Here is a 26,234-nt window from a genome sequence, read left to right as displayed (position 1 = left end):
TTTTCATAACGACCCGGTCATTCACACCGGTCCCCATCCGACAGCAAGCAGGCAGAACCCCGACCGCATGGATACGACGCCCCCCCCGCCCCGCACCACCGCCACACCCACGCCCCCGACCGACCGACCGCGCCGTGGGCGGCGCGTGCTCTACCTGGCGGGCGGGGCGCTGGCGGTCATCCTGGCGGTCGCGTTCCTGCGCCCCCATGGCGGCACCCAAAAGAAGCACGCCGCAGGCGGCGACCAGCCGGTAGCGGTCACCGCCGTAAGCAGGGGCGACATGCCCGTGGTGCTGACGGAACTCGGCACGGTGGTGCCCATCACCAACGTTACCGTGCAGTCGCGCATTGATGGCTACCTGATGCAGGTGCTCTTTACCGAGGGGCAGCACGTGCACAAGGGCGACCTGCTGGCCCTGATCGACACGCGCCCCTATGAGGTGCTGCTGGCACAGTACGAAGGCCAGCTGGCGCAGGACGTGGCCCAGCTCAGGGCCGCCCAGGTGGATAACGCCCGCTACCAGCGCCTGATCCAGCAGAACAGCGTTGCCGCCATGACGGCCAAGGACCAGCAGTACAAGGTCGAGCAGCTCGAAGGCACGGTCAAGGCCGACCAGGCCCTTGTCGATAACGAGAAGCTCCAGATCACCTACTGCCATATCGTGGCCCCCGTTGACGGGCGCGTGGGCATCCGCCAGGTCGATATGGGCAACTACATCACCGCGGGCCAGACCAATGGCCTCGTGATCCTGACGCAGATGCAGCCGATCTCGGTCATCTTCACCCTGCCCGAAAATGATATCGGCCCCGTCGCCACCCGCCTGCGCGAAGGCACGCCGCTCGAGGTCGATGCCTGGGACAGCGCCAACCTCAACAAGATCGCAACCGGCCAGGCCAGCGTGCTCGACAGCCAGATCGATACCTCGACCGGCACGGTGCGCATGCGCGCGATCTTCCCCAATTCGCAAGAAGAACTGTTCCCCAACCAGTTCGTCAACGCCCGCATGCTGGTCAGCACCGACCATGATGCCCTGCTCGTGCCCACCAATGCCCTGCAGAACGGCCCGAACGGCCAGTTCGTCTATATTGTCAAGGCGGACAGCACGGTCGAGGTGCGCAACGTCCAGACCGGCCATGCCAACAACACCATGACCGTGGTGACAGACGGCGTAAAGGAAGGCGAGCGCGTGGTGACCGATGGCGTGGACCACCTGCGTGATGGGGTAAAGGTAAGCATTCCCCAGCCTGACAGCCCCGCCGCCGTGCAGAAGGGCAAGGAATAGGGTGCGCGCCCGCCTGCCCGCCACCCTGCCTGACCTGCCCTGCGCGTTGCCGGAGATTACTGCGTGAATCCCTCCCGCCTTTTTATACACCGTCCGGTCGCGACCACGCTGCTCATGCTGGCCATCCTGCTGGCGGGGCTGCTGGGCTATCACTTCCTGCCCGTATCGGCCCTGCCGGAGGTGGAATACCCCACCATCACGGTGCAGACCTTCTACCCCGGCGCCAGCCCCGATGTGATGGCCACCTCCGTCACCGCCCCGCTTGAAACGCAGTTGGGCGAAATGTCGGGGCTGCAGCAGATGACATCACGCTCATCGGGTGGCTCGTCGGTCATTACCCTGCGCTTTGGCCTGACCATGACCATGGACATTGCCGAGCAGGAAGTGCAGGCCGCGATCAACCAGGCCAATTCCCTGCTGCCCACCGACCTGCCAGCCCCGCCGGTCTATGCCAAGGTCAACCCCGCCGATACGCCGGTCGTGACCCTTGGCATCTCGTCCAAGACGATGCCGCTGACGGAAGTGGAGGATTACGTCGATACCCGCCTGGCCGAAAAGATCAGCCAGATCTCGGGCGTGGGGCTTGTCACGCTTTCGGGCGGCAACCGCAAGGCGCTGCGGGTGCGCGTCAACATCCCCAAGCTGACCTCGTTCGGCATTGATCTCGATACGCTGCGCACCACCATTGGCAACGTGAACATCAACTCCCCCACCGGCACGTTCGATGGCCCCAAGCGCGCGACCACGCTGCGCATTGATGGCCAGATCACCGGGGTGCAGCAACTGCTTGACCAGGTCATCGCCTACCAGAACAACGGCCCCGTGCGCATCCGCGACGTGGCCAGCGTGGTGATCGGCCCCGAGAACACCGAGCTTGCCGCCTGGGCCAACCGCACGCCAGCCCTGGTCATGAACGTGCAGCGCCAGCCGGGCGCGAACGTGATCGCGGTGGTGGACAACATCAAATACGCCCTGCCCCGCCTGCAGGAATCCCTGCCGCCGGGCATCACCATCACCCCGCTGACCGACCGGACCACCACCATCCGCGCCTCGGTGGAGGATGTGGAGTTCGAGCTTGGTCTGGCGCTGGTGCTGGTTGTGGGCGTGATCTTCGTGTTCCTGCGCAACGTGCCCGCAACGCTGATCCCCAGCCTGTCGGTGCCGCTGTCGCTGGTGGGCACGCTGGCGGTGATGTACCTGTTCGGCTTCTCGCTCGACAACCTCTCGCTCATGTCGCTCACCATCGCCACGGGCTTCGTGGTGGATGACGCCATCGTCATGATCGAGAACATCGCCCGCTACATCGAAATGGGCGACACCCGCATGCAGGCCGCGCTGAAGGGCGCGGGCGAGATCGGGTTCACCATCATCTCTCTCACCGTATCGCTGATCGCGGTGCTGATCCCGCTGCTGTTCATGGGTGATGTGGTGGGCCGCCTGTTCCATGAATTCGCCATGACGCTGGCGGTCACCATCATCCTCTCCGCCGTGGTCTCGCTCACGCTGGTGCCCATGATGTGCGCCCGCCTGCTGCATGAACACGACACCAAACATGCCGAACCCGCGTGGTCGGCCGCCATCGAGCGCTGGACGGTCGCCACGATCGAGGGCTATGGCCGCGCGCTCGACGTCGTGCTGCGCCACCGCAGGCTGACGCTGGGCGTGTTTGGCGCGACACTGATGCTGACCGGCGTGCTGGCGGTAATCATTCCCAAGGGGTTCTTCCCCGTGCAGGACACGGGCGTGATCCAGGGCATATCGGTCATGGCGCAGTCCACCTCGTTCAGCGCCATGAAGCGCCACCAGCAGGAACTTGCCGACCGGATCCTGAGCGATAAGGACGTGGCCAGCCTGTCCTCCTTCGTGGGGGTGGATGGGCAGAACGTCACCCTCAACCAGGGGCGCTTCCTCATCAACCTCAAGCCGGTGGACAAGCGCTCGGCTACCGCGCAGCAGGTCGCGACCCGCCTGCGGGCGGAAACCGCCGACATACCGGGGGCTGAACTGTACGTGCAGCCGGTGCAGGATCTCTCGCTCGATACCTCGGTCGCCGCCACGCAGTACCAGTTCCTGCTTGAAAACCCCGACTACAGCCAGTTCACCACCTGGGTGCCGAAATTCATCGCCCGCCTGCAGCACGAAAAGGCGCTGTCGGATGTAACATCGGACCTGCAGGCGGCAGGGCTCGTGGCGCATGTCGATCTCGACCGCACCACGGGCGCGCGCTACTCGATCACGCCGCAGACCATCGACAACGTGCTGTATGACAGTTTTGGCCAGCGCCAGATCTCGACCATCTTCACCCAGTCCAACCAGTACCGCGTGATCCTTGAGGCCACGCCCTCCTTCCAGCAGGACATGAGCTCGCTGAGCCAGATCTACCTGCCGGGCATCAGCGGCAATGCGGGCGAGAGCACATCAGGCCCCACCCGCTCGCCCACGTCGGGGCTGGTGCCGCTCGCATCCGTCACCACGGTAACGCAGGATACCGCGCCGCTGCTGATCACGCATGTGGGGCAGTTCCCGGCCACCACCGTCTCGTTCAACGTCAGGCCCGGCTATGCGCTGGGGGATGCTACGGATGCGATCGAGCGCGCGGCGAAGGACATCCACCTGCCCTCGAGCTTCCAGACCTCGTTCCAGGGCACGGCGGCGGCCTTCCGCAGTTCGCTGTCAAACGAGGCGTGGCTGGTGCTCGCAGCGCTGGTGGCGGTCTATATCGTGCTGGGCATCCTGTATGAGAGCTTTGTTCACCCCATCACCATCCTGTCCACCCTGCCCTCGGCTGGCATCGGGGCGTTACTGGCGCTGTGGCTGACGGGATCGGGGCTGGATGTGATGGGCATCATCGGGCTGGTGCTGCTGATCGGCATTGTCAAGAAAAACGCCATCATGATGATCGACTTCGCGCTTGAGGCCGAACGGGTGGAGGGCATGACGCCGCTGCACTCCATCCGCCACGCCGCCCTGCTGCGCTTCCGCCCCATCCTCATGACCACGCTGGCCGCGATGCTGGGCGCGGTGCCGATGATGCTGGGCACCGGCACCGGCTCGGAACTGCGCCGCCCGCTGGGCATCGCCATCGTGGGCGGGCTTGCAGTGAGCCAGCTGCTCACGCTGTTCACCACCCCGGTCATCTACCTGCTCATGGACGGGATCAGCCAGAAGCTGGCCCGCCGCTTTGGCACAACGGATGAGGCCGACCCTGATGGTCAGCCCGGCCCGCAGGCTTCTGCATGAATCCGCTTGCCATCTTCGTGCGCAGGCCGGTCGCCACCGTATTGCTGACGGTGGCGCTGATCCTGGGCGGCGTGATCGGCTATACCACCCTGCCGGTGGCCGACATGCCCAATGTGGACTTTCCGGTCATACAGGTGCAGGCGCAGCAGCCCGGCGGCTCGCCCGAGGAAATTGCAAGTTCCGTGGCCGCCCCGCTCGAGCGGCATCTGGGCGCCATTGCGGACCTGACGGAAATGACCTCGCAGTCATCGGCCAATCAGGCGCGGATCACGCTGCAGTTCTCTCTTGACCGCGACATCAACGGCGCTGCCCGCGATGTTGAGGCCGCCCTTCAGGCCGCCCATGCCGACCTGCCTTCCTCGCTGCGGCAGAACCCGAGCTACTTCAAGGCCAACCCCAACGGCGCGCCGGTCATGATCCTGGCGCTGACCTCGCGCACGCGCACGCCGCCGCAGCTTTACGACCTGGCATCAAACGTGCTGCAGCAGCATCTTTCGCAGATTCAGGGCGTGGGCCAGGTCGAGATTGGCGGCAGTTCGCTGCCTGCCGTGCGGGTAGAGATGAACCCGCTGGCACTGTACAAATTCGGCATCGGGTTTGAAGATATCCGCGCGGCCCTCGCCTCGGCCAACGCACATACGCCCAAGGGCTTCATCGACCAGGGCGACAACCGCTTCGTGCTGTCCACCAATGACCAGGCGCATAACGCCCAGGCCTATCGCGACCTGATCGTGGCCTACCATGACAACCGGCCCGTGCGGCTTGAAGACGTAGCCTACGTGCATGACAGCGTGGAGGATGTGCGCAACGCGGGCTACGTGGATGGCAAGTCCGGCGTGCTGGCCATCATCTTCGCGCAGGCCGGGGCCAACATCATCAACACCAATGACCAGATCCGCGCGCAGTTGCCCATGCTGCGCGCCGCCCTGCCCGCGGATGTGGACCTTGGCAACTTCATGGACCGCTCCACCACCATCCGCGCGGCCCTGGCCGATACGCAGTTCACGCTGGTGCTGTCGGTCGTGCTGGTGGTGCTGGTGGTGCTTCTGTTCCTGCGCTCGCCGCGCATCACCATCATTCCCGCCATTGTCGTGCCCACCTCCATCATCACCACCTTTGGCGCGATGAAGCTGATGGGGTATTCGATCGACAATCTCTCGCTCATGGCGCTGACCATTTCCACCGGCTTCGTGGTGGATGACGCCATCGTGGTGGTGGAGAACATCAGCCGCCACATGGAGGCGGGCATGGACCGGCTGCAGGCCACCCTGCTCGGCACGCGCGAGGTGGCGTTCACGGTGCTGTCGATTACGGTGTCGCTGATTGCGGTGTTCCTGCCCATCCTGCTGCTCAGCGGGGTGGCGGGGCGGCTGTTCCATGAATTCGCCATGACGATGTCGCTCACCATCGTCATTTCCATGGTGCTGTCGCTCTCGCTCACCCCCATGATGACCTCGCGCCTGCTCAGGCAGTATGAAAAACCCACCACGGGCAAGGGCATGTTCGGGCGGCTCGGGCTGTGGCTGGAAGCCGGGCTGAACGCCGCCCAGCAGGGCTATGCCCACTCGCTGGAATGGGCGATCACGCACCGGCGCATCACCATCCTGTCGCTGCCTGTCACCATTGCCATCATGGTCGGGCTGTTCATCAAGATGCCCAAGAGCCTGTTCCCTGAATCGGATACCGGGATGCTGATGGGCCACCTGATGGGGGATCAGTCGATTTCGTTCCATGCCATGCAGGCGCAGGTCCATACCGTGCAGTCCGCCATCATCGCGGATCGGGACGTGGCGCATGTCATGGGCTTCATGGGCGGGCGCGGCAGTTCCAACCAGGCCAACATGTTCGTCACCCTCAAGGACAAGTCGGAGCGCAACGACACCCCCGCCCAGACCATTGCCCGCATCTCGCACCGGCTGCGCAACATGGTGGGGGCGACGTTCTATGCCTCGGCGCCGGGGCAGTTGCGCATTGGCGGGCGGCAGAGCAATGCGGCCTACCAGTATTCGCTGCATTCCGATTCCTCGAAGGATCTGTACAAATGGACGCCGCTTCTGGTCTCGGCGCTGCAGAAGCATCATGAACTGTCCGATATTTCATCGGACGTGCTTCAGGGCGGCTCGGCGCTTGACGTGCAGATCGACCGCGATACCGCAAGCCGGCTCAACATCACGCCGCAGCTTGTGTCAAACACGCTCTATGATGCCTATGGCCAGCGTTCGGCCTCGGTCATCTATAATGCGCTGAACCAGTACCGCGTGGTGATGGAGGTCGAGCCCCGCTTCTGGGCGGACCCGACCACGCTCAAGCAGGTCTGGGTCAGTGTTGCGGGCGGCACGGCGGGCGGCGGCACGCAGTCCAACACCATCCGCGTCAAGGCCGATACCGGCAATACCGCCGCGCAGCTCAGTGCCCAGTCCTTCCGCAATCAGGTGGCCAACAAGCTGGCGGGCGGCAACAGCGCCTCGACCGGTTCGGCGGTTTCCACCAATTCGGAATCCATGGTGCCGCTCACGCTGGTCTCCACCCTCAAGCCCACCAAGACCGCGCTCAGCATTAATCATGACGGGCAGACGGTCTCGAGCACGGTCTCGTTCAACCTGAGCAATGGCGTCTCGCTCAGCCAGGCGGTGCAGATCATCAATGAGGAGATGGTGCGCCTGCACATGCCCGACAACATACAGGGCGCGTTTGCGGGCAATGCCGCGCAGTTCCAGAAATCGGTCAATAACGAGCCGCTGCTCATCCTCGCCGCCCTGGCGGCAGTGTACATGGTGCTGGGCATCCTGTATGAAAGCTACGTGCACCCGCTGACCATTCTCTCCACCCTGCCCTCAGCCGGGGTGGGCGCGCTGCTGGCGCTGCAGTTCTTTGGGGAGGCGTTCTCGCTGATTGCGATGATCGGGGTGATCCTGCTGATCGGCATCGTGAAAAAGAACGCCATCATGCTGGTTGATTTCGCCATCACCGCCGAGCGTGACGAAGGCCATACCGCGCTCGAGGCCATCCGCACCGCCTGCCTGCTGCGCTTCCGCCCGATCATGATGACCACGTTCGCAGCAGCCCTTGGCGCGCTGCCGCTCATCTTCGGTCATGGTTACGGCTCGGAGCTGCGCCGCCCGCTGGGCATCGCCATCGTGGGGGGGCTGCTCGTCAGCCAGGCGCTCACGCTTTATACCACGCCGGTTGTCTATCTCTATCTCGATCATATGGGGGTAGCCTGCCGCGACCGTTTCAACCGGCTGTATGGACGGCTGTCCCGACGCCATCGTCTTTCCCACCAGCAGGATTCCTGAACCGGATGACACGTCCCTCGCCATCCCCCATCCGCGCCAGCCATGTACCGGGCCGCCGCCTGCGCCTTGCCCTGGCCCTCGTGCCGTTCGCGGCGCTGGGCGGGTGCATGATCGGGCCGAAATACCATCGCCCCGCCGCCATTGTCTCGGCCCACTTCAAGGAATTGCGGCCCGAACCCGGTTGGGAAACCGCCAACCCCAAGCTTGCGGAACTGCCCAAGCATGACTGGTGGACAATCTATAACGACCCCGTGCTGAACGCGCTGGAGGCGCAGGTTGCGATCTCCAACCAGAACGTGAAGCAGTACGAGGCCAATTACCGTAACGCGCGCGCCATGATCGACAGCGTGCGGGCCCAGCTTTTTCCCACCATCAGCGGTAGCCTTGGCTTCAACCGCGCGGGGCATGGGGCGGGGTCGCTTTCCTCGAGCGGCAGCAATTACGCCAAGGAGGGCTCGACCTATAACACCTATAACATCGGCCCCAGCGCCAGCTGGGATCTCGACATCTGGGGCAAGATCCGCCGGCAGGTGCAGGAGCAGGTAACGGCGGCGCAGGCGAGTGCCGCCGACCTTGCCAACGCCACGCTGTCCTATCAGGCGCAGCTGGCCACGGCCTATTTCAACCTGCGCTATCAGGACAGCCTAACCGATCTTCTGCAACGCTATGTCCACTTCAATGAACAGGCGCTCCAGATCACCCAGAACCAGTTCGAGGCGGGCACGGCGGACCCGACCGCCGTGCTGCAGGCCCGCACCACGCTGGAGCAGAACCGGGCCTCGCTGGTGCAGGCGGGCATCAACCGCGCGCAGTATGAGCACGCCATTGCCGTCCTGGTGGGCAAGCCGCCCGCCGATGTCACGATCGCCCCGGCCGCACTGTCGCGCACCGTGCCGCCCATTCCGGTCAGCGTGCCGGCCGACCTGCTGCAACGCCGCCCCGACATTGCCGCCGCCGAGCGCACGATGGAGCAGTACAACGCCATGATCGGCGCGGACATGGCGGCCTTCTTCCCCGACATCACCATCAATGCCAGCTATTCACAAAGTGGCGGCGACCCCGTGACCTCGCTGATGCAGGCCATGAACCGGGTCTGGTCGCTTGGCGCCTCGGCCACCGAAGTGCTGTTTGAAGGCGGCTCGCGCACGGCCGCCGTGCATGAGGCCAACGCCCAGTATGACAGCGCGGTGGCCACCTACCGCCAGACCGTGCTGACGGCCCTGCAGAACACGGAAGATCAGCTCTCGAACCTGCGCATCCTGGCCGAGCAGGGCAGCCAGCAGCAGAAGGCGCTCGACCTGGCCAACCGCACGGTCGAGGTCTCGCTCAACCAGTACCAGGCCGGAACCGCGATCTACACCACCGTCATCACCAACGAGAATGCGGCCCTGAGCGATGCCGAGACGCTGCTTGGCATCCAGCAGCAGCGCATGGTCGATAGCGTGAGCCTGGTGCAGGCGCTTGGCGGCGGGTGGGATACCTCCCGCCTGCCCAGCAAGCACTCGCTGCAGAAAGACAACCCGCTCCTGCCCTCCTTCATCCAGAAGGACACTAACAAATAGGCATGAAAAAACCCCCTGCGCCCATGGCGACAGGGGGTTTTTCGTTAATAAGGGACGGTGGCTACCTGAATAGGGCGCTGGCCGTGAGCAGCGCGATCAGCAGCGTGATCACGAACAGCACGATCATGACAAAGAAGATAATCTTCGCCACGCCGGCCGAAGCCGCGGAAATGCCACTGAACCCGAACACACCGGCCACGAGTGAGACAATAAGAAAAAACAGTGCCAGTTTCAGCATGGCTTATTTCCTTGCAAATCAGTCATGCACCGTTCAACGCAGCAGCAACGCATATGTTGCCTCAGCCACGCCTGCGGCGCAGGAACGCGGTCACGATAAAGCCCAGAAAGGATGCACCGAGCAGCGCCACGAGCGGGCGGTCGGCGGTCACGTCACGCAGGCTGTCGCAGATCTCGCCCATGCCCTGCTGTGCTGCGCCTCCAGCACCCTGCATGCGGGCTGACAGCGGCATGCCGGAATCACCGACAAAACCATCCAGCCCATCCTGAAGGCGGCCAATGCCTTCCTCGAGATGCGCTTCAAGATTGGGGGGATTTGTCATGTTCTGTCTTCCCTATGCTTGCCAGGGGCGCAGACCCGACCGCCCTGCCCCCATGCCTTCATGCCTACCTGCGCCAGGCAGGGTGAGTGCCGAGACTTATCATATCTCCGATGCCTGCCAATAGGCGGCATCCGCGCCGGGGTCGGCTTCACCGGCGATGAGCCGCTTCATCCGCCCGGCCATGGCGCGCATGCCAGCACTTTCCTGCGCGCGCGGGCGCGGCCCCACCATGAAGTCACCCTTCACGCCTGCCGGGTGCCCCTGCAGGATGATGATCCGGTCAGCCAGCAGCAGGGCCTCGTCAAGGTCATGGGTCACGAACAGCACCGTGCCCTGCCTGCGGGCATGGATGTCGAGCAGTTCACGCTGCAGGCTGGCCCGCGTAATGGCATCGAGCGCGCCAAAGGGTTCATCCATCAGCAGCAGGTCGGGTTCGACCGTCAGCGCGCGCGCAACCCCCACGCGCTGGCGCTGCCCGCCCGAAAGCTGGCGTGGCCACCGCGCCGCCCTGTCGGCCAGCCCCACCAGTTCAAGGGCTGCCATGGCGCGGGCCTGCCGCTCGGCCCGGTTCAGCCCCAGCCCCTCAAGCCCGAGTTCAACATTGCGCCGCACGCTGCGCCACGGCATGAGCTTGGCATCCTGAAACACCATGGCGGCGGGCCGATGCGCCTGCGCAGGGCGCGATTGCAGCGTCACCTGCCCCTCGCTGGGCGGCACAAGCCCCATGATGACACGCAGCAGCGTGGACTTGCCCACGCCCGACGGGCCAAGCAGCGCCACGAATTCGCCTGCCCTGATTTCAAGATCGACATGGCGCAGGATGAAACTACGCCCGTGGTCGTGCGACAGGCCGATATTCTCCAGCCGCACCACGACGTCCGCAGTAGTGGCGGAGTCTGTCTCGCGTCTTGCCATCGTATTCATCCCTGCCAGCCCAGCAGCCTGCGCCGCACCAGCATGAACAGCATGTCGGTCACGGCATAAAGCAGCGCCATGGTGAGCATGTAGACCACAACCAGATCGGTCGCGAGCAGGCTTGAAGCCTGCATCATCCGGGCGCCAATGCCCGGCACGCCAAACAGTTCCGCCGCCACGACCGACATCCAGGCCTGACCGATGCCCGTGCGCAGCCCATCAAGCACGCCGGGGCTTGCGGCAGGCAGCACCACCGTGCGCAGCCGCGCCCAGAAGCCGCCATGGCCGAATGCGGCGGCGACTTCATACAGGTCCGGATCGATCGCGCGCACCGCGCCGTAGGCCGCGTAGAAATTGATCCAGAATACCGAGATGGCGATGATGAATGTCGCCCCTGCCGTGTCCAGCCCGAACCACAGAATGGCAAAAGGCACCCACGCCAGACCCGGAATGGGGCGCAGCACGCGCACGATGCCCGATAGCAGCCCATCAAGCACCGGCAACGCCCCACACAGCAGCCCCACCAGCGCGCCCGTGACCGAGCCTGCCACAAGGCCGGTCAGGTAATGGGTCAGGCTGTCGCGAATGGCCTGCACCCACGCCCCGCTGCGCACCTCATCGAGCCATGCCGGGCCAAGGCTGGAGGGGGCAGGCAGGAAACCGGACTGTATCCACCCCCCGCGCACCGCCCCTTCCCATACGCCAAACAGCACGACCAGCCCAGCCAGCCCGAGAGCGGGGCGCAGCAGGCGGGCGCGCGCCTGACTCATGGCCGGACCTGCCGATAGGTTTCAAGATCGAACAGGTCAGCTACCGGCTCCGCCTTGCGCAGCAGGCCGCTTTCAACCTCGAAATCCTGCAATTTGCCCACGGCCTCCATGATCCGACCGGGATCGGACACATAGCCGCCTGCCGAGGCCTTCAGCGCCTCGACGATAATCGCCTTGGGCAGCATGCCGCCGCCGAGCGCCTGCTGCACGTAAGGTGCCGCCTGCTCGGGGTCGGTGGCCAGAAGCTGCGTGGCCTTGACGAAGGCGCTGACAAACGCATTCTTCCACGCGGCCCGGTCAGGCGCATTTTCATTGACGATAGCCAGCACCGATCCCGGCTGGCCGGGCATGAGGTCATGACCCGAGGCCAGCACCCGTGTTGCAGGCAGGCGATGGCGGATGATGGTCAGCGCCGGTTCACGCAGGATGGCGCCATCGACCGCGCCAGCCAGAAAAGCCTGCTGGGCGGCATCGATATCAATGCCCACAATATCGGCAACCTGCGCCGGGTCGAGCCCGTTGCCCGCCTTCAGCCAGTAGCGCAGCAGCGTATCGGGCACGGAGCCCAGGGGCTGGGCGGCAATCTTGGGCTTGTGGCCAGCCTTGGCGGTAAAATCAGCCAGGCGCTGGCGCAGCGCATCAGGTGTTAGCGTTGCTGGCGGCTCGGGCAGGCCCGTGGCCAGATCCCCGCGCGCAACGACTTCGAGTTCCTCCGTCGCCGCACTGGCCACGACCTTGACATCCGCCCCATGCGCGCGGGCCTGCAACAGCGGCAGCACGCCCGCCACATAGGCATCGATCTTGCCCGATATCAGCGCCTGTATGGCCTGTGGCCCTGACTGAAAGCGCACAAGCTGCAGGTCCACCCCCACCTCATGCCCCCAGTTCGTGCCCTGCATGACAAACAACGGCGCCGAGCCGATTACGGGAATATAGCCCACCCGCACGGAGGCCGCCTGCACCGTGCCGCACAGCATCATCACGCTGGCCATGGCGTAAAGCCCGCACCGTAACAAATGCCCCCAAACCTTTGCTGCCATGTTTTACGCCCTATCCTGCCGCGCAGGCGAAACCCTGCTGGTAAGCGATTTTTTTTAAAACACCCGATTGGTAAAAAATGTCGCGTGCCGCCTGTTTTCAAAACGGACCACGCACTTCGAGGCTTTTTAAACAGACCCTAAGTGTATTAATCAATAATATACGCAATCCTGCCTGTATATCTATATAACGATGAAAACGCTTAATTAAGCCCAAGACACAAAAAAACCCGGCATAAAGCCGGGTTTTCTTGAAGGAACGAGGTTCCTCAGGCTGCCAGGTTTTCTTCCGTGGCGGCCTCGGGGCGCGGACCGCTGTCCTGGCCCTTGGCTGACACATCGCGGTCAACCAGTTCGATTACGGCCATGTCGGCCGCATCGCCATGGCGCATGCCCGCACGCAGCACGCGGGTGTAGCCACCCGAACGCGCCTTGTAGCGGTCAGCCACGGCAGCAAACAGCTTGGACACGATCTTGTCGTCACGCAGCTGGGCGAAAGCCTGGCGGCGGGCATGCAGATCGCCGCGCTTGCCAAGGGTGATCAGCTTTTCCACAACCGGGCGAAGTTCCTTCGCCTTGGGCAGCGTGGTGGTGATCTGTTCGTGCTTGATCAGGGCGACAGCCATGTTGCGAAACATGGCCTGTCGATGGGACGAGGTAACGCCGAGCTTACGGCCGGCAACACCGTGACGCATGATGTAATTTCCTGTTTTATCCGGTTCGGAGGATCAGAACGGCTCGTCGAGCCTCTTGGCCAGATCTTCGATATTTTCCGGCGGCCATGCCGGGACATTCATACCCAGTGAAAGCCCCATGGCGGTCAGGACTTCCTTGATCTCGTTGAGCGACTTGCGGCCGAAGTTCGGGGTACGCAGCATCTCCTGCTCGGTCTTCTGAACCAGATCACCGATATAGACGATGTTGTCGTTCTTCAGGCAGTTGGCGCTACGGACCGACAGTTCCAGCTCGTCAACCTTGCGCAGCAGGTTGCGGTTGAACGGCAGGTCATCCTGCGGCTCTTCCGTACGCACCGTGCGCGGCTCATCGAAGTTGATGAACAGCTGGAGCTGATCCTGAAGGATACGCGCGGCCAGGGCCACGGCATCTTCCGGTGTCACCGCGCCGTTGGTTTCCACCGTCAGCAGCAGGCGGTCATAATCGGTGACCTGACCCACGCGGGTCTGCTCCACCTTGTACGACACGCGACGGACCGGGGAGTAGATGGCGTCAACCGGGATCAGGCCAATCGGCGCATCTTCCGGGCGGTTGGCCGCTGCCGGAACATAGCCCTTGCCCATGTTCACGGTAAACTCCATCCCGAACTTCACCCCTTCATCAAGGGTGCAGATCACGAGATCGGGGTTCATGACTTCAATGTCATGCCCGGTCTGGATCTGGCCGGCACGCACTTCGCCTGGGCCCGTGGCCGTCAGCACCATGCGCTTGGGGCCTTCGCCATGCATCCGCAGCGCGAGCTGCTTGATGTTCAGGACGATGTCGGTCACGTCTTCACGAACACCCGCCACCGACGAGAATTCATGCAGCACGCCGTCAATCTGGATTGCCGTAACCGCAGCCCCCTGCAGGGACGACAGCAGAACCCGACGGATCGCGTTGCCCAGCGTCATGCCAAAGCCGCGTTCCAGCGGCTCGGCTACGACGGTAGCAATGCGTGAAGGTTCCGCCCCCGGTTCGACTTCCAGCTTTTCCGGCTTGATCAGGGATTGCCAGTTTTTCTGGAGGACCAAGGTAATGGCCTTTCAAGACTGATCTGCCACCCGAGAGTGGCAGATGGTACCCTGTGGCAGGATACCGGAATGACAATCTTCCCCCGCATGCGGGGGAAATACGACTTAAGGCAGACGGCGTATCAGACGCGACGGCGCTTGCGAGGACGGCAGCCATTGTGCGGCACCGGCGTCATGTCACGGATGGCCGTGATCGAGAAGCCGACAGCCTGCAGCGCGCGCAGGGCGCTCTCACGCCCCGAACCCGGACCGGAAACCTCGATCTCCAGCGTTTCCATGCCGTGCTCGCGGGCCTTGCGGCCTGCATCTTCAGCAGCAACCTGCGCCGCATACGGCGTGGACTTGCGCGAGCCCTTGAAACCCTGGGCACCAGCGGAAGACCAGGCAATCGCATTGCCCTGCGCATCCGAGATGGTGATCATGGTGTTGTTGAAGGTGGACAGCACATGCGCCACACCGGAGATGATGTTTTTCCGCTCTTTCTTACGAATACGCGGAGCCGCAGCTTTCGCCATAATTTTCTCGATCCTGTCAGTTCAAACGGTGCACGGAACCCGCAGGCTCCATGCACTCATACCAGGCAATCCGCTGATTAGCGGGTCGCCTTCTTCTTGCCCGCAATAGCCACGGCCTTACCCTTGCGGGTACGGGCGTTGGTATGAGTCCGCTGACCATGGACAGGCAGGCCACGACGGTGGCGCAGGCCACGGTAGCAGCCGAGGTCCATCAGGCGCTTGATGTTCATCGCCACTTCACGGCGAAGGTCACCTTCAACGCGGTAATCGCTGTCGATCAGTTCACGGATCTTGCCGATCTCGTCGTCAGACAGTTCGTTGACGCGCCGCTCAGCCGGGATTTCCAGCTTGTCGCAGATCGCCTGGGCCTTGGTGGCCCCGATACCATAGATATAACGAAGGCCAATTGTGACCCGCTTGTTGCTAGGGATGTTCACGCCGGCAATACGTGCCACGCCACTTACTCCTCGTCCGCCCCTGATTCAGGGCACTAACTATCAGGCAGGGCTGCGTCACACCACCCGCCCTGTCTGGCGGGAGCATCGTGAACATACCGGCTTACGGACCGGCCAACCCCATCATCATACATTCTGGCCCTACGAGCCGCCCCTCATGGACGACTCACACGACGCTCATACCTTGAGGGCGCGCAATATACTGCTGCCCCCCATTGAGTCAATTATTTTGCATCACTTTTTAGTGATACGATCGATAACACCAAAGACCTGCTTTGTCACATCATCGATATCCGCCATGCCATCCACACGGTACAGACGGCCTTCCGCCTCGTAATAAGGCAGGATCGGCGCCGTGAGTTCCCGATAGGTCTTCAGGCGCGCAGCCACGGTGTCCCGCCGGTCATCTTCGCGGCGAATGAACTCGTGGCCACCACACACATCGCATGTGCCTTCCACCTTCGGCCGCTTGGACACGTCGTTATAGCCCGCGCCGCACTTGGCGCAGGTGTAACGGCCCGCGATCCGGTCGGCCAGGGCATCCTCGTCCACATCGAGCAGCAGCACGGCATCGATGTGCTGCCCGCTACGGGCCAGCATGGCGTCAAGCGCTTCCGCCTGTGCCCGCGTGCGCGGGAATCCATCAAGGATGAACCCCCTGGCGCAGTCCGGCTGGCGGATGCGGTTTTCAATCATGGCAATGATCAGGTCATCGGACACAAGCTGCCCGTTCGCCATGACCGCCTTGACCTTCTGCCCCAGAGGGCTGCCGGTCGCGACTTCAGCCCGCAGCATATCGCCGGTTGAAATCTGGGCGATTCCGTAGCGTTCTTCCAGCCGCTTTGACTGGGTGCCTTTTCCAGCACCCGGCGGCCCGAGAAAAATAATATTCACCGCATTTTGCCCTTTCGGCCCCGTCCGCGACGCATGAGGCCCTGATACTGGTGCGCCACCAGATGCGACTGCACCTGTGTCACCGTATCGATCGTCACGGTCACGATAATGATCAGACTCGTACCACCAAAATAGAACGGCACGTTGTAATGGCTGATCAGGATCTGCGGCAACAGGCAGACAGCGACAAGATAGAGTGCGCCAATCGTCGTGATACGCGTCAGGATGCGGTCAAAGAACGCCGCCGTATTGGCGCCAGGCCGGATCCCCGGCACGAACCCACCCTGCTTGCGCAGGTTCTCGGCCGTTTCCTGTGGGTTGAATGTCACCGCCGCATAGAAATACGAGAAGAACACGATCATCGCCGCATAGAACAGCATGTAGAGCGGCTGCCCCTGCCCCAGCGATTGCCCCAGAAAGGACAGCCAGCCAGGCATCGAGCTGTTATTGACGAATCCCGCAATGGTCACGGGAATCAGCAGCACCGATGACGCGAAGATCGGCGGAATCGAGCCTGCGGTGTTCACCTTCAGCGGCATATGCGTCGAGTCACCGCCAAACATGCGCTGGCCGACCTGCCGCTTGGGGTACTGGATCACCACACGCCGCTGTGCCAGTTCCATGAACACGATAAACGCAATGGTCACCGCGGCCAGCACCAGGAAGACCAGCACGAAGAACGGCGAAAGCGCCCCGGTATAGCCAAGCTGGAACAGGCTTGCGAGCGCATTGGGCAGGTTTGCCACGATACCCGCGAAGATGATCAGCGAGATGCCGTTACCAACCCCCCGCGACGTTATCTGCTCACCAAGCCACATCAGGAACATGGTGCCACCCACCAGCGTCAGCACGCACGAGACGATGAAGAACAGCCCCGGCGAGACAACGGCCGAGCCCGCCTCCGTGTGCATGTTCTCCAGCCCGATGGCGATGCCGTAGGCCTGGAACAGCGCAATGACCACCGTCAGGTAACGGGTATATTCATTGAGCTTGCGCCGCCCGCCCTCGCCTTCCTTCTTCAGGGCTTCAAGGGAGGGAATGGCCGCTGACATGAGCTGCACGATGATCGAGGCACTGATATAGGGCATGATGTTGAGTGCGAACACGGTCATGCGCCCCAGCGCACCACCCGTGAACATATCGAACATACCCAGGATACCGCCCTGATGCCGGGCCAGAAGCTGCCCCATCACCGTCGCATCGACGCCAGGGACGGGGATATAGGTGCCAATCCGGTAGACAATCAGCGCACCGAGGGTAAACCAGATACGCTTCTTCAGTTCCGTTGCATTGGCGAAGGAACTGAAATTCAGATTGGCAGCCAACTGTTCGGCCGCGGAGGCCATGCGCCCATCCTTTCACAAGAACAGCGCCACCGCCGAAAACGGGACGCTGTCATGATAAAAAAAACCGCAGAAAGTAATAAAGCGATGCGCCCGCCGAGTGCAAGCAGCATCGCTTTTATCATGCTTCGGGTACAGAACGTGCCTGTGCCCCCAGCCGGTCATTCGGCGGCAGGAGCCTGCTGCTTCTGGACCTTGACCTGCACCTTGCCGCCAGCCTTTTCAACTGCGGCAATGGCACCGGCCGAAGCACCGGACACTTCAATGGTCACGGCATGGTTCAGCGCGCCATCGGCAAGCAGGCGGATGCCATCGAAGCGGCCCGACCCGGCCAGACCGGCAGTGGCCAGAATCTCTTCCGTCACCACGGCCTTGGCATCGATCTTGCCAGCAGCAATCGCCTTGTCGAGCACGCCCAGGTTCACCACCGCGTAATCCTTGCGGAAGATGTTCTTGAAGCCGCGCTTGGGCAGACGACGGTAGATGGGCAGCTGACCGCCTTCAAAACCGTTCAGCGACACACCGGAGCGTGCCTTCTGACCCTTCACACCCTTGCCCGACGTCTTGCCCTTGCCAGAGCCGATGCCGCGACCAAGGCGCTTCTTGCGATAGCGTGCGCCCTCGTTGTCACGAAGTTCGTTCAGGTTCATCTCAATCCTCCACCTTGATCAGGTGGGACACCTTGCGGATCATGCCACGAACCGAAGGAGTATCCTCCAGTTCGCGGGTACGACCGATCTTGTTCAGGCCCAGGCCCACCAGCGTAGCCTGCTGGCCCGGCTTCTGGCCATTGCCAGAATGCACCTGGGTAACGCGAATGGTTGCCTTGGTATCAGACATCGGCCGCAGCCTCCGTCGCTACCGCAGCCTCGCGGCGCCCCAGAATGTCCGAAACCTTCTTGCCACGGCGGTTGGCAACCGAACGCGGGCTGGCGCAACGCTCCAGCGCGGCGAACGTCGCCTTGACCATGTTGTGCGGGTTGCGGGTGCCGAGCGACTTGGCCACCACGTCATTGATGCCCAAGCTCTCGAACACGGCGCGCATCGGACCACCGGCAATGATGCCCGTGCCCGCATCAGCGGAACGCAGGACAACCTTGCCCGCCCCGAAGTGACCGGCCACATCGTGATGCAGCGTACGGCCTTCCTTCATCGGAACGCGGATCATCGTCCGCTTGGCGCGGTCGGTTGCCTTGCGGATCGCCTCGGGAACCTCACGGGCCTTGCCCGCGCCGAACCCTACGCGACCCTTCTGGTCACCAACAACAACCAGTGCCGCAAATGCAAAGCGGCGACCGCCCTTTACAACCTTGGCAACACGATTGATCGTGACCAGCTTGTCGACCAGATCGTCGCCTTCGCGGTCACGATCGCGACCACCCCGGCCGCCTTCTCTCGGTTCACGTGCCATTATGCGTGACCCTTTCGTCAGAACGAGAGACCGCCCTCACGGGCAGCCTCCGCCAGGGCCTTAATACGCCCATGATACAGATACGAGCCGCGGTCGAAAACGACCTTCGACACACCAGCAGCCACCGCACGTTCGGCAAGAAGCTTGCCGACTGCACCGGCTGCCTTCACGTCCGTTCCGCCCTTGAGGGTGGAACGCAGGTCTTTGTCGAGCGTCGAAGCTGCGGCCAGCGTGCGGCCAGCGGCATCGTCGATCACCTGCGCGTAGATATTCTTGCCCGAACGGAACACCGACAGACGCGGACGGCCACCACTCTTGAGGCGAAGCTGGAAACGGAGGCGCTGGCGCCGCCGCTCCCGCAGATCCTTCTGCGTGCTCATTATTTCTTCTTGCCTTCCTTGCGACGGATGGTTTCCGTTTCATAACGGACACCCTTGCCCTTATAGGGCTCAGGCTTGCGGAAGCTACGGATATCAAGCGCAACCTGACCAACCCGCTGCTTGTCGATTCCCTCGACAGTCACGGCCGTCGGCCGCGGGGTGGTGATCTTGATGCCTTCGGGGATCGCATAGACGATGTCATGCGAATAACCGAGGTTCATGACCAGGTTCTTGCCCTGCACCGCAGCGCGGTAACCGGTCCCGGAGATTTCCAGAGTCTTGGAAAACCCTTCCGACACACCCTTGACCATGCTCGCGATCAGGGAACGCGTGGTCCCCCACATCATGCGGGCCTGGGCCTCGGTGCCAACCGGCTTTACCGCAACCTTGCCATCCGCGACATCAACGGCGATGTGACCGGACAGGGGCAGCTTGAGCTCGCCGAGCTTGCCCTTCGTGGTCAGCACGCCATCAGCAACGGAAACCTGAACGCCCGACGGAACTTCGACGGGATATTTGCCCACTCGCGACATTTATCCCTCCTCAGAACACACGGCAGAGGACTTCACCGCCAACATTGGCAGCGCGGGCCTCCGCATCGGACAGAACACCACGCGGCGTCGACAGGATCGACACACCCAGCCCGGCATAGACACGCGGCAGTTCCTTGATCTTGGAATAGACGCGGCGCCCCGGCTTGGACACACGGTGGATTTCTTTGATGACCGGCTCGCCATCGAGATATTTCAGCTCGATGCGCAGCTGGGCCACACCCTTGCGCAGTTCCTCACGCGAGAAACCACGGATATACCCCTCGCGGCGAAGCGCCTCGAGAACACTGGCGCGCAGCTTGGAAGCCGGCGCCACGCAGGCAGCATGCCGTGCACGCTGCGCGTTGCGGATCCGGGTGAGCAGATCACCCAAAGGATCAGAAAGTGACATCGTTCCCTGCCCTTACCAGCTTGACTTGACCATGCCCGGGATCTGACCATTAGAGGCCAGGTCGCGCAGGGCGATACGGCAGAGTTCAAACTTTCTGTAATTGGCGCGAGGACGCCCGGTGAGCTTGCAGCGCAGGCGCACGCGCACGCGCGAGCCATTGCGAGGAAGTTCAGCAAGCTTGAGCGAAGCATCGAATCGATCTTCAACCGGCAGAGACCGGTCCATGATGATGTTCTTCAATGCTGTCCGCTTAGCCCGGTCCCGGTCTGCCATGCGCTCGCGCTTGACATTCCGGTTTACGGCGGAAATTTTGGCCATGCCTTGTTTTACCCTCCGGAACCTGTCGGGCCAGTCCCAACGGTTTTCCAAACAACGTGTGTATTAGGTCTTCTGGACTTCAGACGGAAGCCCTTTCGCTACATTTTATGCAGCGAAGGGCAGATCAAACGCCTTCAGCAGAGCCTTCGCTTCCGCATCCGTCTTCGCAGTGGTCACGAAGATGATGTCCATGCCGCGGATCTCGTCTACCTTGTCGTATTCGATTTCCGGGAAGACAATCTGTTCCTTCAGCCCCATCGCGAAGTTGCCACGGCCGTCGAAACCCTTGTTCGCCGGCAGCCCGCGGAAATCACGCACGCGCGGCAGGGCGATCGTCACGAAACGATCAAGGAATTCGAACATCTGGGCACGGCGCAGCGTGACCTTGCACCCGATGGGCAGACCTTCACGGATCTTGAAACCGGCGATCGCCTTCTTGGCAACCGTCTTGACCGGCTTCTGACCAGCGATAAGGGTCATTTCCTTGACCGCCGCGTCGAGCTTCTTCTGGTCGCCAGCGGCTTCGCCAACACCCATGTTCAGGACAATCTTCTCGAGACGCGGAACCTGCATCTCGTTCTTGTACCCGAATTCCTCACGCAGCTTCGCGCGCAGCTCGTCTTTATAACGCTGCTGCATGCGCGGCAGGGCGCGGGCTTCTTTCACTTCAGACATTCCCGCCCCCTCAGCCTTCGATTACTTCGCCGGTCGCCTTGGCGACACGAACCTTGCGACCATCTTCCAGAACACGGAAGCCGACTTTCGTCGGATCACCGCTCTTGGGGTCGATCAGCTTCAGGTTGGACAGGTGCACCGGCATTTCCTTCTGGACAATGCCGCCCTGCTCACCCATGCGCGAAGGACGGGTATGACGCTTCGCAATGGCAACGCCACGCACCACGGCCTTGTTGGCTGCGGGCAGGACCGTAACGACCTCGCCACGGGTTCCCTTGGAACCACCGGTGGTGACCAGAACCTGGTCACCCTTCTTGATACGAGCAGCCATTACAGCACCTCCGGTGCCAGCGAGATGATCTTCATGAACTTGCGGGCACGCAGTTCACGCACGACCGGGCCAAAGATACGGGTACCGATCGGCTCCTGCTGCTTGTTGATCAGCACGGCCGCGTTGCGGTCAAAACGGATGGCGCTGCCATCAGCCCGGCGCACGGGGTAGGAAGTGCGCACGATCACCGCCTGGTGAACGTCGCCCTTCTTGACCTTGCCACGGGGAATGGCTTCCTTGACGGACACGACAATCACGTCGCCGACCGAGGCAGACTTCCGCTTGGAACCGCCCAGTACCTTGATGCACTGCACCTGACGGGCGCCGGAATTGTCGGCGACGTCAAGGTTGGTCTCGGGATGGATCATGGTCTATGCCTTCTTTACGCCTGGGCGCCAGACGCAGCACCGGCGGCTGCCGCAAGCGGCTGGCCATTCCGGACAACGACCGTCCAGGTCTTGCGGCGGGAAATCGGCTTGCATTCTTCAATGCGCACCGTGTCGCCCACCTTGCATTCGTTCAAGCCGTCATGCGCCGCATACTTCTTCGAGCGGCGAATGAACTTCTTATACAGCGGGTGGATAATGCGACGATCGACAAGAACCGTAACGGTCTTGTCCATCTTGTCGCTCGTTACCCGCCCGGTCAGGACGCGCCTTGGCATCGCCCGTCTCCCTTCAGGACTTTGCTGCCGGCGCGTGGCCAGCAGAACTCTTCTTAACAACCTCGGTCGCAATCGTCTTCACACGCGCGATCTCACGACGAACCACGCGCATGCGGGACTGCCCCTCGGTCTGGCCGGTCGCATGCTGAAACCGAAGATTGAACTGCTCGCGCTTCAGATCGACGAGAAGCGTATCCAGTTCTTCAACAGTCTTGGCACGCAGATCGGCCGGCTTTGTTGCCTTTGCCATCTCACGCCTCTCCGATACGGGTCACGAATTTGGTCTTGATCGGCAGCTTTGCCGCACCGAGAGCCAGCGCTTCACGCGCGACTTCCGGCGGCACGCCTTCGATCTCGAACAGGATTCGACCCGGCTTCACACGAGCCACCCAATATTCGGGCGACCCCTTGCCGGACCCCATACGCACTTCTGCCGGCTTTGTCGAGACCGGAAGATCAGGGAAAATCCGAATCCAGACACGACCCGCACGCTTCATGGCACGGGTAATGGCCCGGCGAGCCGCTTCGATCTGGCGGGCCGTGATCCGTTCAGGCTGGAGAGCCTTCAGGCCAAAAGCCCCGAAATTCAGGGTTGTGCCGCCCTTGGCCAACCCATGAATGCGCCCTTTGTGGGCCTTGCGGTACTTTGTCCGCTTGGGAGAAAGCATTTTTCAAATCCTCACGCGCCGCCTGGCGCATCTAGGTCCATTGGACCCCGCAGATCAGCGCTGCGGGGCCTGTTCGGCGGCGCGACGGTCCTGCGCCAGCGGATCATGGGCAAGAATCTCGCCCTTGAAGATCCAGACCTTCACACCACAGGTGCCATAGGTCGTCTTGGCGGTCGCCACACCATAGTCGATGTCCGCGCGCAGCGTATGCAGCGGCACCCGACCTTCACGATACCACTCGACGCGCGCGATTTCCGCGCCGCCCAGACGGCCCGAGCAGTTGATCCGGATCCCCTGCGCACCAAGGCGCATGGCGGACTGCACGGCGCGCTTCATGGCGCGACGGAAGGCAACGCGGCGCTCGAGCTGCTGGGCGATATTCTCGGCCACCAGGGTCGCGTCGATTTCCGGCTTGCGGATCTCGACGATGTTCAGCGCAACATCGGTCTTGGCCATACGAGCCAGATCCTTGCGCAGCACATCAATGTCCTGGCCCTTCTTGCCGATCACCACGCCCGGGCGTGCCGCGTAGATGGTCACGCGCGGCTTCTTCGCCGGGCGCTCGATCACTACGCGGGATACACCCGCACCTGCCAGCTTGCGACGCAGGTAGGCGCGCAGCTTCAGGTCATCATGCAGCAGGCGGGCATAGTCCGCATCGGCGTACCAGCGGCTGTCCCATGTCCGGTTAATACCGAGCCGAAGCCCGATCGGATTAACTTTATGTCCCATGGATCAGGCCGCCTTTTTTTCGGTTTCAGCTTCGGGCTTCTTTTCGGCCACGACGATGGTCAGGTGGCTGAAAAACTTCTCGATGCGGGCCGAACGGCCACGACCACGTGCGTGGAAACGACGCATCACGATCGACTTGCCCACCTCAGCGCGGGCAACGACCAGCTGGTCAACGTCCAGCTGATGGTTGTTCTCGGCGTTGGCGATCGCACTTTCCAGCGTCTTCTTGACCTGCTGGGCAATGCGACGCTTGGAGAATGTGAGGGTGGCGATTGCCTGCGCAGCCGGCTTGTTGCGGATCAGACCCGCAACAAGGTTCAGCTTGCGCGGGCTGATGCGGATGTTCCGCGTCAGCGCCTGCGCCTCGGTTTCCGCGAGCGTGCGCGGATGCTTAGGCTTGCTCATGTTCAGCCCCGCTTCGCTTTCTTGTCCGAAGAATGACCCGTGAAGGTACGGGTCGGTGAGAACTCACCGAACTTGTGCCCCACCATATTCTCGGAAACCTGCACGGGCAGGAATTTGTGCCCGTTATAGACGCCGAACGTCAGTCCGACGAACTGCGGCAGGATGGTGGATCGACGCGACCAGATCTTGATCACTTCGTTACGGCCCGACGCGCGCGATGCATCGGCTTTGTTCAGCAGATACCCGTCCACGAACGGGCCCTTCCAGACGGAACGTGCCATCTTAAATGCCCCTTACTTGCCGGTCTTCCGGCGACGGATGATCAGACTGTCCGTACGCTTGTTGACCCTGGTCTTGTAACCCTTAGTCGGCTTGCCCCATGGCGTAACCGGATGACGCCCACCCGAAGTGCGTCCTTCACCACCACCATGCGGATGGTCAACCGGGTTCATGACAACACCACGGTTGTGCGGGCGGCGGCCCAGCCAGCGATTGCGGCCGGCCTTGCCCAGGTGCTGGTTCATGTTGTCCGGGTTGGACACGGCACCAATGGTAGCCATGCATTCCGCACGAACAACACGCAGCTCACCGGACTGCAGCTTGATCTGGGCATAGCCCATGTCCTTGCCGACCAGCTGTGCATACGTGCCAGCCGAGCGGGCGATCTTGCCACCAGCACCGGCCTTGAGCTCGATGTTGTGGATGATCGTGCCCACCGGAACGGCAGACAGGGGCATGGCGTTGCCCGGCTTGATATCGGCGCGCGCACCGGCGATGACTTCGTCACCCACCTTCAGGCGCTGCGGCGCGATGATGTAGGCCAGCTCGCCATCAGCATACTTGATGAGCGCGATGAACGCCGTACGGTTGGGATCGTATTCCAGGCGCTCCACCGTGCCGACCACGTCGAACTTGCGACGCTTGAAGTCAACATAACGGTAGGACTGCTTGTGTCCGCCACCGATGAAACGCGAGGTGGTGCGGCCGTGGTTGTTACGGCCGCCGCTCTTGTTCTTCCCCTCGGTCAGGCCCTTGACGGGCTTGCCTTTCCACAGCTCCTTGCGGTCGATCAGAACCGTTCCGCGCAGGCTGGGGGTAACTGGATTAAAGTGCTTCAATGCCATTTCTTGTCACCCCGCGTCAGACCAGCTTCGCGGTCAGGTCGATGGACTGACCTTCTGCAAGCTGAACAAACGCTTTCTTAACATCCGAACGCTGGCCGGGACGTCCCTTGAAGCGCTTGGCTTTCCCCTTCTGGATGAGCGTGTTCACACCCAGAACCTTCACGCCAAACAGCGTCTCGACCGCAACCTTGATCTCCGGCTTCGTGGCGCTGATCGCAACCTTGAAGCCAACCTGGTTCTTCTCGGAAAGGGCGGTCGCCTTTTCCGTGATCAGGGGGGAGCGGATGATGTCATACATCGCTTCCCGAGACATGCGTTCCGCCTTCTTGCGGATTGCCAGGATGTTGGTCATGCCAGACGCTCCTTCAGACCCTCAACCCCGGCGCGCGTGATCGCGAGCACATCGTGGTTCAGGATATCGTAGACATTGGCGCCCACCGTCGGAAGAATGTCGATCTTCGGCAGGTTGCGCGCCGCGCGGCCGAAGTTCTCTTCAACCGCGGCATCCACGATCAGCGCGGATGTCCAGCCCAGGACCTTCAGCTTCTTGGCCAGCTCAGCCGACTTGCCCGAGGCAGTCGCGGCATCGAGCACCACCAGCTTGCCTTCCGCTGCCTTCTGCGACAGGGCGGAAATCAGGCCAAGGCGACGCACCTTCTTGGGCAGGTCATAGCCGTGGTCACGTACCACGGGGCCATGAACGATGCCACCGGTGCGGTACTGCGGCGCGCGCAGCGAACCCTGGCGGGCGCTACCCGTGCCCTTCTGGCGGTACGGCTTCTTGGTCGTGCCGGAGACTTCCCCCATGCCCTTGACCTTGTGCGTACCAGCCCGGCGCTTGGCCAGCTGCCAGTGCACCACACGCGCCAGGATATCCGTGCGCGGCGTTGCGGCGAAAATCTCGTCGGGAAGGCTGGCGGTACCTGCGCTTCCGTTATCGAGGGTTTTGATCTCGTAATCCATTGCC

34 protein-coding genes are annotated in these 26,234 nt (G+C 62.5%); 4 read left to right on the top strand and 30 right to left on the bottom strand.

Translation table 11 applies throughout. The annotated features are described in order from the left end of the window. Positions 1 to 67: 67 nt before the first annotated feature. The 4 genes from R5N89_RS03445 (at position 68) to R5N89_RS03430 (ending at position 9,380) form a co-directional block, all read left to right on the top strand. Complete coding sequence (locus R5N89_RS03445) at positions 68 to 1,282, top strand: MdtA/MuxA family multidrug efflux RND transporter periplasmic adaptor subunit (RefSeq protein WP_110567239.1); 1,215 nt, start codon at positions 68 to 70, stop codon at positions 1,280 to 1,282. 63 nt (positions 1,283 to 1,345) lie between these two features. After that, positions 1,346 to 4,522, top strand: a complete 3,177-nt coding sequence (locus tag R5N89_RS03440) for an efflux RND transporter permease subunit (protein ID WP_110567237.1) — start codon at positions 1,346 to 1,348, stop codon at positions 4,520 to 4,522. Then, complete coding sequence (locus R5N89_RS03435; RefSeq protein WP_110567235.1) at positions 4,519 to 7,818, top strand: efflux RND transporter permease subunit; 3,300 nt, start codon at positions 4,519 to 4,521, stop codon at positions 7,816 to 7,818. Before R5N89_RS03440 ends, R5N89_RS03435 begins: the two co-directional genes overlap by 4 nt. 5 nt (positions 7,819 to 7,823) lie before the next feature. Continuing rightward, the gene (locus tag R5N89_RS03430; protein ID WP_110567233.1) at positions 7,824 to 9,380 is read left to right on the top strand and encodes an efflux transporter outer membrane subunit; all 1,557 of its coding nucleotides are present in this window, start codon (positions 7,824 to 7,826) and stop codon (positions 9,378 to 9,380) included. Positions 9,381 to 9,441: 61 nt separating this feature from the next. Here R5N89_RS03430 and R5N89_RS03425 read toward each other — a convergent pair whose 3' ends face one another. The 30 genes from R5N89_RS03425 to rplD all read right to left on the bottom strand — a co-directional run bounded on the left by R5N89_RS03425 (position 9,442) and on the right by rplD (position 26,230). Further along, a complete protein-coding gene (locus R5N89_RS03425; protein ID WP_110567231.1) occupies positions 9,442 to 9,618 on the bottom strand; it encodes a DUF1328 domain-containing protein in 177 nt (58 codons plus the stop codon). 61 nt (positions 9,619 to 9,679) lie between these two features. After that, entirely contained in the window at positions 9,680 to 9,940 is a 261-nt protein-coding gene (locus R5N89_RS03420) for a hypothetical protein (RefSeq protein ID WP_078524547.1), read from the bottom strand. Positions 9,941 to 10,039: 99 nt separating this feature from the next. Continuing rightward, the gene (locus tag R5N89_RS03415; RefSeq protein WP_110567391.1) at positions 10,040 to 10,855 is read right to left on the bottom strand and encodes an ABC transporter ATP-binding protein; all 816 of its coding nucleotides are present in this window, start codon (positions 10,853 to 10,855) and stop codon (positions 10,040 to 10,042) included. Between the two features lie 5 nt (positions 10,856 to 10,860). Further along, a complete protein-coding gene (locus R5N89_RS03410; RefSeq protein WP_110567229.1) occupies positions 10,861 to 11,625 on the bottom strand; it encodes an ABC transporter permease in 765 nt (254 codons plus the stop codon). Continuing rightward, the gene (locus tag R5N89_RS03405) at positions 11,622 to 12,665 is read right to left on the bottom strand and encodes an ABC transporter substrate-binding protein (RefSeq protein WP_110567226.1); all 1,044 of its coding nucleotides are present in this window, start codon (positions 12,663 to 12,665) and stop codon (positions 11,622 to 11,624) included. The genes R5N89_RS03410 and R5N89_RS03405 overlap by 4 nt, the downstream gene beginning before the upstream one ends. Positions 12,666 to 12,931: 266 nt before the next feature. Next, entirely contained in the window at positions 12,932 to 13,357 is a 426-nt protein-coding gene (gene rplQ, locus R5N89_RS03400) for a 50S ribosomal protein L17 (RefSeq protein WP_061271359.1), read from the bottom strand. A gap of 33 nt (positions 13,358 to 13,390) precedes the next feature. Then, a complete protein-coding gene (locus R5N89_RS03395; RefSeq protein ID WP_007399646.1) occupies positions 13,391 to 14,410 on the bottom strand; it encodes a DNA-directed RNA polymerase subunit alpha in 1,020 nt (339 codons plus the stop codon). A gap of 122 nt (positions 14,411 to 14,532) precedes the next feature. Further along, a complete protein-coding gene (gene rpsK / locus R5N89_RS03390) occupies positions 14,533 to 14,925 on the bottom strand; it encodes a 30S ribosomal protein S11 (RefSeq protein ID WP_003621069.1) in 393 nt (130 codons plus the stop codon). A 77-nt stretch (positions 14,926 to 15,002) separates the two neighbouring features. Continuing rightward, positions 15,003 to 15,380, bottom strand: a complete 378-nt coding sequence (gene rpsM, locus R5N89_RS03385; protein ID WP_061271361.1) for a 30S ribosomal protein S13 — start codon at positions 15,378 to 15,380, stop codon at positions 15,003 to 15,005. Between the two features lie 234 nt (positions 15,381 to 15,614). After that, a complete protein-coding gene (locus R5N89_RS03380; RefSeq protein WP_110567225.1) occupies positions 15,615 to 16,274 on the bottom strand; it encodes an adenylate kinase in 660 nt (219 codons plus the stop codon). Next, positions 16,271 to 17,620 carry a preprotein translocase subunit SecY gene (secY, locus tag R5N89_RS03375; protein WP_061271365.1) on the bottom strand — a complete coding sequence of 450 codons (1,350 nt, stop codon included), beginning with the start codon at positions 17,618 to 17,620 and terminating at the stop codon, positions 16,271 to 16,273. The genes R5N89_RS03380 and secY overlap by 4 nt, the downstream gene beginning before the upstream one ends. 158 nt (positions 17,621 to 17,778) lie before the next feature. After that, positions 17,779 to 18,267, bottom strand: a complete 489-nt coding sequence (gene rplO, locus R5N89_RS03370; protein WP_078524554.1) for a 50S ribosomal protein L15 — start codon at positions 18,265 to 18,267, stop codon at positions 17,779 to 17,781. Position 18,268: 1 nt separating this feature from the next. Next, positions 18,269 to 18,457, bottom strand: coding sequence for a 50S ribosomal protein L30 (rpmD, locus tag R5N89_RS03365; RefSeq protein ID WP_061271369.1), 189 nt, complete (start codon positions 18,455 to 18,457; stop codon positions 18,269 to 18,271). Continuing rightward, positions 18,450 to 19,028, bottom strand: a complete 579-nt coding sequence (gene rpsE, locus R5N89_RS03360) for a 30S ribosomal protein S5 (protein ID WP_014105019.1) — start codon at positions 19,026 to 19,028, stop codon at positions 18,450 to 18,452. Before rpsE ends, rpmD begins: the two co-directional genes overlap by 8 nt. A gap of 17 nt (positions 19,029 to 19,045) precedes the next feature. Further along, complete coding sequence (rplR, locus tag R5N89_RS03355) at positions 19,046 to 19,408, bottom strand: 50S ribosomal protein L18 (protein ID WP_078524555.1); 363 nt, start codon at positions 19,406 to 19,408, stop codon at positions 19,046 to 19,048. Beyond that, the gene (gene rplF, locus R5N89_RS03350; RefSeq protein ID WP_110567223.1) at positions 19,408 to 19,941 is read right to left on the bottom strand and encodes a 50S ribosomal protein L6; all 534 of its coding nucleotides are present in this window, start codon (positions 19,939 to 19,941) and stop codon (positions 19,408 to 19,410) included. The genes rplR and rplF overlap by 1 nt, the downstream gene beginning before the upstream one ends. Before the next feature lie 10 nt (positions 19,942 to 19,951). Beyond that, on the bottom strand, positions 19,952 to 20,350 hold the full coding sequence (gene rpsH, locus R5N89_RS03345; protein WP_010506719.1) for a 30S ribosomal protein S8: 399 nt from the start codon (positions 20,348 to 20,350) through the stop codon (positions 19,952 to 19,954). A 12-nt stretch (positions 20,351 to 20,362) separates the two neighbouring features. Beyond that, a complete protein-coding gene (gene rpsN / locus R5N89_RS03340; protein WP_061271375.1) occupies positions 20,363 to 20,668 on the bottom strand; it encodes a 30S ribosomal protein S14 in 306 nt (101 codons plus the stop codon). A 105-nt stretch (positions 20,669 to 20,773) separates the two neighbouring features. Further along, entirely contained in the window at positions 20,774 to 21,343 is a 570-nt protein-coding gene (gene rplE / locus R5N89_RS03335; protein ID WP_110567221.1) for a 50S ribosomal protein L5, read from the bottom strand. 10 nt (positions 21,344 to 21,353) lie between these two features. Then, a complete protein-coding gene (gene rplX, locus R5N89_RS03330; RefSeq protein ID WP_010506725.1) occupies positions 21,354 to 21,674 on the bottom strand; it encodes a 50S ribosomal protein L24 in 321 nt (106 codons plus the stop codon). Next, the gene (gene rplN, locus R5N89_RS03325) at positions 21,674 to 22,042 is read right to left on the bottom strand and encodes a 50S ribosomal protein L14 (protein ID WP_061271379.1); all 369 of its coding nucleotides are present in this window, start codon (positions 22,040 to 22,042) and stop codon (positions 21,674 to 21,676) included. The genes rplX and rplN overlap by 1 nt, the downstream gene beginning before the upstream one ends. A 14-nt stretch (positions 22,043 to 22,056) precedes the next feature. Continuing rightward, positions 22,057 to 22,338 (bottom strand): 30S ribosomal protein S17, encoded by a 282-nt coding sequence (rpsQ, locus tag R5N89_RS03320; RefSeq protein WP_061271381.1) that lies wholly within the window; start codon positions 22,336 to 22,338, stop codon positions 22,057 to 22,059. Positions 22,339 to 22,351: 13 nt separating this feature from the next. Continuing rightward, the gene (gene rpmC / locus R5N89_RS03315; RefSeq protein ID WP_110567219.1) at positions 22,352 to 22,588 is read right to left on the bottom strand and encodes a 50S ribosomal protein L29; all 237 of its coding nucleotides are present in this window, start codon (positions 22,586 to 22,588) and stop codon (positions 22,352 to 22,354) included. Position 22,589: 1 nt separating this feature from the next. Further along, on the bottom strand, positions 22,590 to 23,006 hold the full coding sequence (rplP, locus tag R5N89_RS03310) for a 50S ribosomal protein L16 (protein ID WP_007399626.1): 417 nt from the start codon (positions 23,004 to 23,006) through the stop codon (positions 22,590 to 22,592). 54 nt (positions 23,007 to 23,060) lie between these two features. After that, a complete protein-coding gene (gene rpsC, locus R5N89_RS03305; protein WP_061271387.1) occupies positions 23,061 to 23,738 on the bottom strand; it encodes a 30S ribosomal protein S3 in 678 nt (225 codons plus the stop codon). A 3-nt stretch (positions 23,739 to 23,741) separates the two neighbouring features. After that, on the bottom strand, positions 23,742 to 24,143 hold the full coding sequence (gene rplV, locus R5N89_RS03300; RefSeq protein WP_007399624.1) for a 50S ribosomal protein L22: 402 nt from the start codon (positions 24,141 to 24,143) through the stop codon (positions 23,742 to 23,744). 2 nt (positions 24,144 to 24,145) lie between these two features. Further along, positions 24,146 to 24,424, bottom strand: coding sequence for a 30S ribosomal protein S19 (gene rpsS, locus R5N89_RS03295; protein WP_007399623.1), 279 nt, complete (start codon positions 24,422 to 24,424; stop codon positions 24,146 to 24,148). A 12-nt stretch (positions 24,425 to 24,436) separates the two neighbouring features. Next, on the bottom strand, positions 24,437 to 25,267 hold the full coding sequence (gene rplB, locus R5N89_RS03290) for a 50S ribosomal protein L2 (RefSeq protein ID WP_061271389.1): 831 nt from the start codon (positions 25,265 to 25,267) through the stop codon (positions 24,437 to 24,439). A gap of 16 nt (positions 25,268 to 25,283) precedes the next feature. After that, positions 25,284 to 25,580: a 50S ribosomal protein L23 gene (locus R5N89_RS03285; RefSeq protein WP_172157796.1), complete on the bottom strand. Its 297-nt coding sequence runs from the start codon at positions 25,578 to 25,580 to the stop codon at positions 25,284 to 25,286. Between the two features lie 35 nt (positions 25,581 to 25,615). After that, positions 25,616 to 26,230 (bottom strand): 50S ribosomal protein L4, encoded by a 615-nt coding sequence (rplD, locus tag R5N89_RS03280; protein WP_061271391.1) that lies wholly within the window; start codon positions 26,228 to 26,230, stop codon positions 25,616 to 25,618. Positions 26,231 to 26,234 lie beyond the last annotated feature (4 nt).

Origin of the sequence: Komagataeibacter sucrofermentans DSM 15973, from assembly GCF_040581405.1 — a bacterium.
GTDB classification, from domain to species: Bacteria; Pseudomonadota; Alphaproteobacteria; order Acetobacterales; family Acetobacteraceae; genus Komagataeibacter; species Komagataeibacter sucrofermentans.
This window is presented reverse-complemented; position numbering and strand designations above follow the sequence as displayed.